Source organism: Pseudomonas sp. M2(2023) (assembly GCF_030263955.1).
In the GTDB taxonomy this organism is placed as follows: Bacteria; Pseudomonadota; Gammaproteobacteria; order Pseudomonadales; family Pseudomonadaceae; genus Aquipseudomonas; species Aquipseudomonas asiatica.
On the sequence record NZ_CP127114.1, the window covers coordinates 3,047,283 to 3,059,136 of the forward strand.

Annotated in this window: 8 protein-coding genes; 5 read left to right on the top strand and 3 right to left on the bottom strand. The window is 63.2% G+C overall.

The window, feature by feature from the left end; translation table 11 throughout:
* Positions 1-242 precede the first annotated feature (242 nt).
* On the top strand, positions 243-824 hold the full coding sequence (locus QN085_RS14095) for a LysE family translocator (protein ID WP_013972824.1): 582 nt from the start codon (positions 243-245) through the stop codon (positions 822-824).
* 99 nt (positions 825-923) lie between these two features.
* Here the strand turns inward: QN085_RS14095 and QN085_RS14100 are convergent, their stop codons facing one another.
* The 3 genes from QN085_RS14100 to QN085_RS14110 all read right to left on the bottom strand — a co-directional run bounded on the left by QN085_RS14100 (position 924) and on the right by QN085_RS14110 (position 4,096).
* Positions 924-1,706, bottom strand: a complete 783-nt coding sequence (locus QN085_RS14100) for an AraC family transcriptional regulator (RefSeq protein ID WP_013972825.1) — start codon at positions 1,704-1,706, stop codon at positions 924-926.
* A 44-nt stretch (positions 1,707-1,750) separates the two neighbouring features.
* Positions 1,751-2,869: a glycosyltransferase family 61 protein gene (locus QN085_RS14105; RefSeq protein WP_024087204.1), complete on the bottom strand. Its 1,119-nt coding sequence runs from the start codon at positions 2,867-2,869 to the stop codon at positions 1,751-1,753.
* Between the two features lie 72 nt (positions 2,870-2,941).
* Positions 2,942-4,096, bottom strand: a complete 1,155-nt coding sequence (locus tag QN085_RS14110; RefSeq protein ID WP_024087205.1) for a GNAT family N-acetyltransferase — start codon at positions 4,094-4,096, stop codon at positions 2,942-2,944.
* A 339-nt stretch (positions 4,097-4,435) separates the two neighbouring features.
* On the opposite strand from QN085_RS14110, the gene QN085_RS14115 reads away from it, so the two are divergent.
* The 4 genes from QN085_RS14115 (at position 4,436) to QN085_RS14130 (ending at position 11,853) form a co-directional block, all read left to right on the top strand.
* On the top strand, positions 4,436-8,263 hold the full coding sequence (locus tag QN085_RS14115) for a leucine-rich repeat domain-containing protein (protein ID WP_285686853.1): 3,828 nt from the start codon (positions 4,436-4,438) through the stop codon (positions 8,261-8,263).
* Between the two features lie 148 nt (positions 8,264-8,411).
* Positions 8,412-10,031: an NADP-dependent glyceraldehyde-3-phosphate dehydrogenase gene (locus QN085_RS14120; protein ID WP_023661758.1), complete on the top strand. Its 1,620-nt coding sequence runs from the start codon at positions 8,412-8,414 to the stop codon at positions 10,029-10,031.
* A 110-nt stretch (positions 10,032-10,141) separates the two neighbouring features.
* A complete protein-coding gene (locus QN085_RS14125; RefSeq protein ID WP_013972830.1) occupies positions 10,142-10,615 on the top strand; it encodes a VOC family protein in 474 nt (157 codons plus the stop codon).
* 56 nt (positions 10,616-10,671) lie between these two features.
* Positions 10,672-11,853: a DUF8534 domain-containing protein gene (locus QN085_RS14130; RefSeq protein WP_013972831.1), complete on the top strand. Its 1,182-nt coding sequence runs from the start codon at positions 10,672-10,674 to the stop codon at positions 11,851-11,853.
* Position 11,854 lies beyond the last annotated feature (1 nt).

Genomic DNA, 11,854 nt, shown 5'->3' on the forward strand with positions numbered 1-11,854 from the left:
AAACTATTACAAAACCTGTAACAACCTTGTAGGAGCGGCCTTGTGTCGCGAACGGGCCGCACAGCGCCCCCCAGGTTTCAGGAGCGCTGCATCAACAGCTGGGGCCGCTCTGCGGCCCGATCGCGACACAAGGCCGCTCCTACACAAAAATGCGCTGGCCGTGCGTGAGGTACTTTTCTTCAATACCGCAGGCTGTCAATGCCCGAGCATGAAGGCCCACCTCAACCAAACGGATCCCCCTCATGAGCCTGTCCCTGTCCATGGCCGCTTTCGCACTTGCGGCCTCGATCTCCCCCGGCCCGGTCAACATCGTTGCGCTGGGCAGCGGTGCCCGCCATGGCCTGCGTGCCAGCCTGGCACATGTGGCTGGCGCCACGCTGGGCTTCTGCCTGCTGCTGGTGCTGGTCGGGCTGGGCCTGCATCAATTGTTGCTGCGCTGGCCTTTGCTGGGCCTGATTTTGCACTGGGGCGGCGTGGCGTTCCTGCTGTACATGGCATGGAAGCTGGCCAGCGACGATGGGCAACTGGGCAGTGCCCATCCCACCCAGGCTCCCTCGGCCTGGCACGGCGCGGCGATGCAATGGCTCAATCCCAAGGCATGGCTGGCAGCGGTGGCCGGGGTTGGTGCCTATACCGGCGGTGAGCAGCAGCTGCTGTGGCTGTTTGCCTGGATCTACGGGCCGATCTGCTTCATTTCAGTGGCCAGCTGGGCGTGGGCCGGGAGCGTGGTTCGCCAGTATCTGGGCAACCCACGGCACATGCGCCTGCTGAATCGGGGCTTGGCGCTGCTGCTCGTGGGCAGTGCGGTCTATCTGGTCATTTGAGCCTGGCTGCACCGACCCTATCGCTGCCCTCAAGGCCTGCGAAGTACCTGTGGGAGCTGGGTTGCCGGCGATAGGGCCACCACCGCCAAAAATGGCAATTCAGCCGAATGCATTGCGGTAATGGCCCGGTGTCGCCGCCAGGTGCTGCTTGAAGGCCCGCTGCAGGTGCGCCTGGTCGGCAAACCCGGCCTCCTGTGCAACCTCGGCAATAGCCCGGCCCTGACGCAATTGCGCCCTGGCCAGCTGCACGCGCTGGTCGAGCAGGTAACCATGCGGCGTCAGGCCGAAGCGTTGGCGGAACGCGCGAATCAGGTAGGAACGCGACAGGCCGCACGCCGCGCAGATGTCGTCCAGGCTCAGCGGGTCGCCACGATGGGCGCGAATGAACGCTGCCGCCGTGTCCAGTCGTGGGTTGCCCTCGTCGTTGACGCTGGCATCGCCGCCAAGCAAACCTGGAAGTGCGCCAAACAGCGCCGCCAGGCGCCCTTCCCGGTCTGGCACGCCGGCGTCGAACAGGTCGGCAAAGGCCTGCAACAGGCTCCGGTACAACACCGGCGAGCTACTCCAGGGCCGGGCCGGCAAGGTGAACCCCAGCGCCTGCAACCAAGGCATATCGACGAACATCATCAGGTAGGACCAGTGTTCCCCGTCGATGGGGTTGCAGGCATGCACCACACCTGGGTTCATCAGCACCGTGGTACCAGCAGCCACCTCTATGCACTGGTCACCGTACAGATAGGAGCTGCGCCCACCCGTTATCACTCCGATGGAAAAGCTCTCATGGGAATGCGCGGCGTAGCACACCTGGCGCCCGTCCCCTACCCGCCGGGCCTCGACAAAGGGCAACGCCGGGTCGCGCCAGAACCGTGATACCTCGATCATCCCTCACCCCGCTCGCCGCTGCCATGCGCCTGAATACTACACGCCTATCGCGGAAACAGGTCTAGCGTCCGCTCAACTTCGCCGACATCGATCGTGAAACCATCGCCGTCCGGTATCCCGACTACAAAGCCGAAATGCTGGTGGTCTCGGTCCGTCAGGTACTTGTAGTAGCTGACAAACCGATTGGGCGGCTGCAACGTCAGCAGGCAACCACCGGCCTGCAGTACGTTGACCCCATGCACCAGCTGGCTACCCTCCACACCGATTACCACCCTCGCCCCGGCGCAGGCCGCGACGATACTCGGCACATCGGACTTCAGCGGGTTGACGATGCGAAAACCGCGGGTGGCGCGCAAATGCTCCGCCAGCGCCAGCTCATTGCGCAGCAGGCGCAGGTCACCATCTCCACCACGCAGCAGGAACACCCCCGGGTGTGGCGCATGCGGCACATGCGACAACAACTTGTCGCCCATGGCCCGGTAGCGGGCATGCCGGCTGCGGTTGTTGGCCTGGTCATCGAACAGCACCAGCTCACGGAAAAACGCACTGCGCAGGCGCAGCGGGTTCATTTCCAGCCAGTCTTCATAGGCCGGGGCCTGGGCAAACAGCGGGAATCTGGCCGAGGGCGCGGTGGTTACCGGTATGCCTTCGTTACAGGCCAGCGCATAGGTCGGACAATCCTCCATCAGCCAGGTACCGAACCACGTGTTGCCGTTTTGCGTGCAATAGATGGCCGCGCGGTCGATTTCATTTTCCACGACGATGCTCGGAAAGGGGCCCGGCTTCAACGACAGCCAATGGCTGGCCTTGCCCTTGTACAACGCCCCGTCGACCAGCCATACCTCCTTGATCAGGTAGCCCCGGGTTGGCCCTTGCAGCGTGCTGATGCCGCCTTCCATGGTGCGCGCAGGGTGCACGTAGGGATAGAAACGCTTGCCTTCCCACCCCGTTACTCGCTCCAGCTGGCCTGGCAGGAAAACGGCCGGGGGCGAAACCGTGACTTCCCCCGGGGCAATGTCCCAACTTTTGTCCGCCACGCTCTTGAGGTCGATGCCGCTGTTCCTGCCTAGCCGTTTGCGCGCCATGTAGCGGTAGGCGGCCAGGGTCCAGGTGTGCTGCCTGGCCGCAGGCGATGCACTGAACTTCGAGATGTCGCTTCCCATGAAGCGTCCTCCCTTGATCACAAGGTCAAAAGCCTGGCGCAAGGCGCCAGATCAACGCATCCTGGCAACCGCTCAGCTGCACATGACCCTTTCCATGGTGGGTGGTGACGGCAGGTTGGCGTAACGGTGACGCAGGCTTTCCACGAACGTTTCGCCCGTACCGTTGCCCCCATAGAAGTAGATCTTGTGCAGGCCGCCAAACACCATTTCCTGGTAGCGGCTGGCAACTTCCTCGTCACTCGCGCCCTCGGGCAACCCCAGGTGCAGCGTGAGCTTGTCGTCTTCGACCGCGAACATCGGAGTGTCCCAGAGGAACTTCGCCGTGCCGGTTCTGGGCAAGCGGACAAACAGGTAGGCATGGTTACCCAGCGAGTCGATATCGCCACCGCGGCGGCGCTTCCACTTCAACAAACCGTCATCCGGGCGCGCCAGGCAAAGGCCGATATCGTAATAGTCGAAGCCCTGCTCCAGTGCCCACTCCAGGGCCATGAAGGTGGTGATCGAATTTACCTCGCGCAACTTCCGCGCATCGGTGAACACCGCCTCGCAATAGCCGAAACGCAGGGTGCTCCAATAACGCTTGCCACCACGCACCACTTCACAGCCCAGGTGGCAGCCAATCACTTCATCGCCCAAGGTGATCAAGTCGAGCCGACCGACGCCCCTGGCAATGCGGAACACTTCTTCAGTGGGAAACTGCGCGGCATGGATACCTTGCCTGGCGCTGGCATAAGGGCGCAGCAGGTTGCGGTCGGCCATGGCGATCTCGTCATCCGAGCGGGCCTGGCGCATCTGGTACAGCGGCCGGTTCTTGCGGATGCTGCGCCGCAACTCGCTGTCGTAGCGCGCGGTTATATCCTCCAGCGAGCGCCCCAGCGGCACCACGGCGCTCAGGTAATGCGGTACCGACAATGCCCCCGACGTCGGCATTTCACTGACCACCACCACGTGGTTGGCTGCTACCGTCGCGCTTGCGCTGTCAACAATTGCAGCATTGCCCGAACCCTTGCCGGCAATCAGCAACTTGGCCATTTCCCGTTGCTGCTTCCGGCCTATATAGATGATTTCGTAGGGGCTTTCCTGCTGCAACCTGAACCTGGCGACTTCCCAGCGCCAGAAACAGGCACGCGCCATCACTTCTGACACCTTGCTGGCCAGGTGTCTGATTTCGTAGCGTATGGAGGGCGAGACGAGTCTCCTCGCCGCTGCCGTCAAGGTCGCTTTCATTTCTTCTTCGACGTCCTTTGAGACACAGCATGGTCAATCGGAAAAGGACAGCAACTCAGTAAAAAGCACGTATCATGTTGATATTCTGAAATTATCCAGAAGCCCCCATGTCAACTAACAATTTAAGGTGCGCCCAAACACTTTATCAAGTGGCACTTTGATTGCATTTCCTTAAAGCTTCCTCACGCCATGTAAAGTTTCATGACGTCAAATTCCCTGCATGAATGACCGATTCAGACAGCGAATTTCCATCGATAGATCCAAGCCGCGTTATCCCATTACCACTCGCCTGTCTGGAATTGACGTTTGATGCCCCCTTTGCCTGAAAGGAGCGTCGACATGCCAGCCATCAACCCCCATCAACCCCTACTTCAGGCGCAGCTGCCGCACTGGGCTCGCCAGGTAACGCCCAATCAGTGGGCCGCGTTGAAGCAAACCCAGGTCGCCCCGTGGAAGAGGCAGGACTGGTTCGCCAATGCTGCCCCCGACCTACGTGAAGCAGCGTGCGCCAGCCAGGCGCGCCTGATGCAGGCGCAAGCAGCCTTGGCCAACTCACTCAAAGGCCTGCAACAAATCACAGAGTTCGCAGAACCATTGCTGCAACGGCGTCTTGCCGAACACGGCTTTCACGCGCAGTTGCGCAATAGCCAGCTATTGCGGGTCAAGCGTAGCTGGCACTGGGCCGCCCTGCGCTATCTATCAAGCCATCGACGCAACAACCTGCTGCAGGCCGCGCTGCAGAACTTCGCCAGCGACGAGGTGTTCACAGCTGAAAGTGCCATTGCCCTGGGCGATAACATTCACGTCACGCCGATTCAGATACAAGGCGCCGTCCCTGTTGGCATGCAAGTGCCCATCGCACACTTTCCATTGCAGTCGGAGCACTACCAGGTGGAACGGCTGCCACTCGAACCGGCCGCTTTCGCCACCCTGTGCCGTGACCTGGACCTGGGCAAGGCTTACCAGGCCCACCTGGAACAGCACCTCGCCCAACCCGCCACACGGGGCTTGGCCATCAGGGTGCAGAAAGACCGCCTGCGCCTGGCGGCCGACCTTGCCTATATGCGGCACCTGCTTGATGGCAGCACCCTTGACCAGATCGAACGGCTGTTGCGGGGGGGCACCGTACAGTGCTGGCAACTGGCGCTGTTCGGCACGCCCCTGCACGAGGTCATGCTGATCGATGCCGGCGGTGCGGGGCTGGCGCTGTATCTGCCCGGCCATGACCCGGCCCTGCGCCAATGCAGCAACCTGGACGCGGTACACGACACGCTGGCGACCTTGCTGCTGGAGCCCGATGCCCGCCAAGCCTTCACGGCCTACATCAGGCAGGACCAGCGCACGCACTTTCTGGACCTGTTGCAGCAGAACCTCGACGTCACAGGCAATACTGCCTATGACCGCCCTTGGCAGCGCGCAGCGCAAGCGGACCTGCGTCCCACACGCGTGGCTATCACAGCCGAGCCTTTCGGCCATTACCAGGACCTGCACCTGGCCCGCCTCAAGCACGAAGCCAGCCTGCTGGCGGTCCCCACCGCGATGGCCGATGCCAACGCGCGGGCCAGGCGCCTGGATGAGTGGGAAAACCTTGGCCTGGATGCACTGAATATTGCCGCGTTCTTCATTCCAGGTGCAGGCACCCTGATGCTGGCCGTCACGGCCTGCCAACTGCTCGGCGAGGCCTTCGAAGGCTACCAGGCCTGGCATGAAGGCGACCGTCACCTGACGCTGCGCCACCTGGAGGCGGTTGGCCTGAACCTGGCCCTGATCGGCGGCTTCGTGGCGGCGGGCAAGGTGGTACCCAAGCTGTTCAACAGCCCGTTGATGGAAAGCCTGCAGCAGGTACGCGGCAGCGACGGGCGCTACCGGCTCTGGAATGAAGACCTCACCCCCTACCGCAGTGCCGTGACACTACCGCACAGCCTACAGCCCAATGCACTTGGCCAGTACCTGTACCAGGGCCGGTATTTCATCCGCATGGACGGCCAGCTCTTCGAACAACGCTTTGACCACAACTTGCAGCAATGGCGGGCCATTCACCCCGACACGCCCGATGCCTGGCAGCCACCGCTAGCGCACAATGCCCAAGGTGCCTGGCGCGGCCAGCATGAACAGCCCGGCCAGTGGCCATTCGCGAAGCTGGCGCGCCGTCTTGGCGAGGCGTATGCCGCGTTCACACCAGAACAGCTGGCCAAGGCAGGGCGCCTCTGCGGCATCGACTCCGCGCGCTTGCGCCGGGTGCACCTGGAAGGCCAACCAACGCCCCCGCTGTTGCTCGATACCCTGCAACGCATGACGGCACAGGCCGAGGTAGAGGCGTTGGCCGACAAAGCCCCGCCAGGCCTGTTCGAGCGGCTCTACAATGGCAGCGCGCCCGCCACCCCGGCAACGCAGAAGCTGCTCGACGCCTATGCGCGGCTGTCCCCTGCCTTGGCCAGACGCTTGCTGGCGCCGCTGAGCGAGGCCGAAACGTTCGCCTGGCAAGAGCACAGTCAGTTGCCCACACAGGTTCGCCAGTTGCTGGAGCAGGTGCACAGCGAGCTGCCGCTGGTACGTGCACTGGAAGGTGTGCTTCAGCCAGCCCGGGCCAGCAGCGACAGCGAACGCTTGCTGTTCAGCGCCCTGGATGCCATGCCCGACTGGCCCGCGGACCTGCGCCTGGAGCTGCACGGTGCAAGTCCCATAGGCCCTTTGCTGGAGCATGTCGGCCGCGAACAGGCCGGCACCCTGCGCCGCGTGATCAAATCGGTCGAAGGCTATGAGGTCGACCGGGGCGAGCGCCCTGCACCTGCACCGCTTGATCCAGACCTCTGCCGCGCCATCGAGCAGGCACTGCCGCGCCCGCATCGCGATACGCTGGGCATCACGACGGCCGATGGCAGCTCGCTACGCCAGCGCGTACTGGGTTGGGTCGACCAGCACAGGGATGCACTCGCCCAACGGCTCTGGGGGCACCGCGCGCTGTTGCGCAAGCCCATGGGCAGCTTGCGCGGCGGTCGGCCGCTTGACCCCGAACCGCCTCAGCCGCGCCTGGCAAGCTCCCTGGCCGGGGCTTATCGCCGCTTGTTCCCTGACGCCACCGACTGGGAATTCGAAAACTGGCTAGGCAACGACGAGGACAACCTGTACGTCGATGACATTCGCTCACCCACACAGCGCCTGCATGACCTGCAGCAGCGTCTGGAAACTTTGCGCCGCGACCTGCATGAATGGGCGCGGCCCGATCCCCAGCGCCCTCACCAGCGACACCTGGCCATCCGCCCCATCCTCAACGCCTGGCGACGGCTATCGACAATAGCGCTTGAAGGGGGTGGCCGCCTGCACAGCCTGGACCTTTCCGGCCTGGACCTGGACAACCAGGCCCTGGCCAGCCTGGCCTTGCCGGACGACTTCACCCATGTGCAGCACCTGTCGCTCAGCTACAACCGTTCGCTCAGCCAGTTGCCGGCCGAATTCCACGAACGCTTCCCCAACCTCAATCGCCTGCTGCTGACCGACTGTCGGTTCGACACCGTGCCCCACCTGGGCCGCCCTGAGCAGCTCGCCTGGCTGGACCTGGAAGGCAACCGCATCACCTGGAGTACCCAGGCCCAGCAGGCACTGAACCGCTGCTCCGGGCTCAACGTACTGGACCTTTCGGGCAACCCGCTGCTAGAGGCCCCGGACCTGCGCGGGCTGGGGTACCTGAGGACACTGTTCCTGAACGACTGTGCGCTCAGCGAATTGCCGCAAGGCCTGGACCAGATGATCGAGCCCATCATCCTGGACATTGGCGACAACCAGCTGCTGCGGCTGCCTGACGGTTTCAACGTACCACGGCCAGTCGCAAACGCCCTGCGCCTGGAAAGCGAATGGCTGGGTTCACCAGTGCTTGCGCAGATCGAGGCCTACAACGCGATGCACCAGGTGGACCTGCTGGTGTGCGAAGGCGACTACCTGGAATTCTTCGAACAGACCGGCCCGGCCGAAATGGCCCTGTGGCAGCGATTGCCGCTGCAGTATCGGCGCGACCTCAGGCCCTTGCTTGAACTTGAACCGTTCGTGTCCCGCCCACGGCAAGCCCGTGCAGAGTTCTGGCGGCGCCTGGCCCTGATCGACGCAGACCCGGCCCTGCGCCAGCAATGGTTGACGCACCCACCCTATGACCTGTTCAACCTCCCGCTTTGACAGGAATACGGATGCCTGCCTGTCCAACAGGCAGGCGCGGGTGGTCATGTTAAGCCAGACTGGTGTTTTTCCGGCGAGCGGTGCATGCTCGCTGCTGAAGCGTTTCACCCAGCTCGAAACCCACCCAGCAATGTGAGGTGCAGTACCCATGGACCGTCTGCTCGATTCACTCTTCCCCAGCGCCGAGGACATCCCGGAAACCTGGCGCCTGGAAGCCCCCCTGGAACAACGCGACTACCTGGTGAACGGTGAGCTCAGGCGGTGGGACGGCCCACTGGCCACAGTGCGCAGCCCGGTCTGGCTCAAGGAAGGCGACGATGAGCACCAGGTGGTGTTGGGCAGCGCTCCACTGCTCGATGCCGACACCGCGCTCACCGCCCTCGATGCCGCCGTGCAGGCGTACGACAAAGGCCGTGGCGCCTGGCCGAACATGCGCGTGGCCGAGCGAATCCAGCATGTCGAAACCTTCCTGGCGCGCATGCGCGAGCAGCGCCAGGCCGTGGTCAAGTTGCTGATGTGGGAAATCGGCAAGAACCTCAAGGACTCGGAAAAGGAATTCGACCGCACCTGCGACTACATCGTCGATACCATCAACGCCCTCAAGGACCTCGACCGCCGTTCCAGCCGCTTCGAGCTGGAACAGGGCACGCTCGGCCAGATCCGCCGAGCACCGCTGGGCGTGGCCCTGTGCATGGGCCCATACAACTACCCGCTGAACGAGACCTTCACCACGCTGATCCCGGCGCTGATCATGGGCAACACCGTGGTGTTCAAGCCGGCCAAGTTCGGCGTGCTGCTGATTCGGCCGTTGCTCGAAGCCTTCCGCGACAGCTTCCCGCCGGGGGTGATCAACGTCATCTACGGCCGTGGCCGGGAAACGGTGAGCGCGCTGATGGCCAGCGGCAAGGTCGATGTGTTCGCCTTCATCGGCACGCACAAGGCCGCCAGCGACCTGAAGAAGCTGCATCCGCGCCCGCACCGGCTGCGCGCCGCGCTGGGGCTGGATGCCAAGAACCCGGGCATCGTGCTGCCCCAGGTAGACCTCGACAACGCCGTCGAAGAGGCCGTCACCGGTGCGCTGTCGTTCAATGGCCAACGCTGCACGGCGCTGAAGATCCTGTTCGTGCACGAGGATGTGGTCGATGCGTTCCTCGACAAGTTCCAGCGCAAGCTGGCCGCGCTCAAGCCTGGCATGCCGTGGGAGTCTGGCGTAGCACTGACGCCGCTGCCCGAGCCCGGCAAGGTCGATTACCTCGATGGCCTGGTCGCTGATGCCACCGCCAAGGGCGCCCGGGTGCTCAACGAACGCGGCGGGCATAGCCGTGGCTCGTTCTTCTACCCCGCCGTGCTGTACCCGGTGAAGAGCGACATGCGCGTGTACCACGAGGAGCAGTTCGGCCCGCTGGTGCCGGTAGTGCCCTACCGCGACCTGCAGACGGTGATCGACTATGTGCTGGACTCCGACTACGGCCAGCAACTGAGCCTGTTCGGCAATGACCCGGCGACCATCGGCAGCCTGGTCGACATCTTTGCCAACCAGGTCGGGCGCATCAACATCAATGCGCAATGTCAGCGCGGCCCCGACACCTACCCGTTCAACGGCCGTAAGAACAGCGCCGAAGGCACCCTGTCGGTACACGACGCCCTGCGAGTGTTCTCTATCCGCACGCTGGTCGCGACGCGCTTCCAGGAGGCCAACAAGGAACTGATCAGCGAGATCATTCGCAACCGGCAGTCGACCTTCCTGACCACCGACTACATCTTCTGACCGCCACGCTTATAGAGAATCGATCTATCACCCCTGTCGATTTTCCATCTGCGCAAACGACTCTAAGCAAAAGGGCGCCAACCGGCGCCCACTTCCAAGGAGAGTCGAACATGGCAGCCAAACCCATTCCCGAAGGCCAGCACAGCATTACGCCTTACCTGGCCATCAACGACGCCGCCAAGGCCATCGAGTTCTACAAGAAGGCCTTTGGCGCGGTGGAAATGTTCCGCCTCGATGCCCCTGGCGGCCGCGTTGGCCATGCCGAGCTGAAAATCGGCGATTCGTCGCTGATGCTGGGCGACCCCTGCGACATGGAAGGCGGCCTCACCGCCAGCCAGAAGCTCAGCGGCGCCAGCGTAGGCCTGCACCTGTATGTCGAGGACTGCGACAAGGTCTATGCCCAGGCCCTGACGGCCGGCGCCACCCAGCTGCGTGCAGTGACGGACCAGTTCTACGGCGACCGCAGCGGCACCCTGAAAGACCCCTTCGGCAACATCTGGTTCGTTTCCACCCACAAGGAGGACCTGACCCCCGATGAAATTCGCGCCCGTGCTGCGAAGATGTTCGCTGGCACTGCGCAGTAAGTTGAAAGCGGCGCCACTTTGCTTGAAGCTTGGGGCTCGTAGCTGGGAGCTGCTTCATGCGAATCATCGACAAAACCGCCGCACAGGTCCGTAGCCTGACCCCTGCAGAAGAGGAGCTGCTGGTCGGCTTTGCCACCGGCAGCCTCACCGGCCCGCGCCTGCTGCAGGCCAACCAGTTGCTGATGAAGGTGCGCAACGCCAACCAGTGGCTGGCCTGCGATTGCCGCAACGATGCCTTGCCGGTGCTGAATGTCACCCTCAACGGCAGCACCGGTACGCTGTTTCTCAAGAACAACCCGGGAACTGCCGAACACGCGCCTGGCTGCCCGTTCACCAAGGACGAGCGCGAAGCGACCGAGCGCGAGAACGACCCCGCGCCACCTGCTGCCTGGCTACCGCCCGACACACCGTTGCGCCTGATTGGTGATTTCCGCAGCAGCACCACCGGCAGTGGTGGCGACGGCAGCGAACGGCGTGAACAACAGCGCCTGCTGTCACTGTTGCTGACCTGGATCGAGACCAGCGGCCTGAACCTGTATGCCACGCACCTGAAAAAGGACCTGACCGGGCAGTTTGCCGAGTTGCGCAGCGTTGCCAGCCGCTATCCGCTGCTGGAACGGGTGCCCGCAAGCAACTACCTGGAAACCCGCCTGGACATGAAGCACATGATGATGCTCAAGTCCCGCCTGCGTGAAGCCACGGTGTTCGGCAACCACCGCCGCCACGGCCTGCTGCTGGATTGCGTGGACCAGATCAAGGGACGCAAGCTGTTCAATAACCGAAGTGAAGACGGCTTCGACTTCCAGGGGCACCACCTCTATTGGGGCGGCAACCGCACCAGCGGGCCATTGCTGGCGCTGATGCTCTATTCACCGACCAGTGCCGGCAGCCATTACTACGAACTGATCCATGTGGCCAGCGTGCCGGTGCTATCGCGTGCTCATCTGTTCCCGGTTTACCGCGATGAAGAACGCGAGCCGCTCAAGGCCCTGGTGTCGCTGGTCGACTGGATGGCCGGCAAAGGCGTGAAAGTGCAGATGCGCCGGCCGGTGATCGGTGGCCAGGTGATGGACGAACTGGTAATGACCTCGGACCAGGACCGGGTGTTGTCGGTATCGTTGCTGGAGCAGCCCATCGGCCCCGAACCGGATACCGAGAACTTCAAGCGCTACGCCGACTTCAAGAGCCTGGAAACCTTCCGCAAATTCGTCGCCGGCTTCTTCATGCGTGAGCGCTGAG